This window comes from Psychrobacter sp. TB20-MNA-CIBAN-0197 (assembly GCF_040309765.1).
In the GTDB taxonomy this organism is placed as follows: domain Bacteria; phylum Pseudomonadota; class Gammaproteobacteria; order Pseudomonadales; family Moraxellaceae; genus Psychrobacter; species Psychrobacter submarinus.
In genome coordinates, this window is sequence record NZ_JBEOPC010000775.1 from 1 (window position 1) to 264 (window position 264).

Genomic DNA, 264 nt, shown 5'->3' on the forward strand with positions numbered 1-264 from the left:
AACGCAAACAACGTGCATTGAACAAGCAAACAACACCATTTTATCTTGGCATTAAACATAGGTTTTTATAATGAGCTGGTTAGAACTATTAAATAATTTAGAGTCGGGCGCAGTACGCGCAGCATCACAAAACGAAAGCGGCCAATGGCAGGCTAACGTTGCAGTAAAACAGGGTATTTTAGAAGCCTTTAAAAATGGTACAAACACCGAATTTGTCGGTGGCTTTGTTGATAAACATAACTTAGCGCCACAACAGTTTAGTGC

At 39.8% G+C, this 264-nt stretch carries 1 protein-coding gene; it reads left to right on the forward strand.

Annotation, left to right across the window (positions count from 1 at the left end; all coding sequences use genetic code 11):
• Nucleotides 1–70: 70 nt before the first annotated feature.
• Nucleotides 71–264: 2,3,4,5-tetrahydropyridine-2,6-dicarboxylate N-succinyltransferase (locus AAEY83_RS15940; protein WP_351060524.1), on the forward strand; the 194-nt coding region annotated here is incomplete at its 3' end.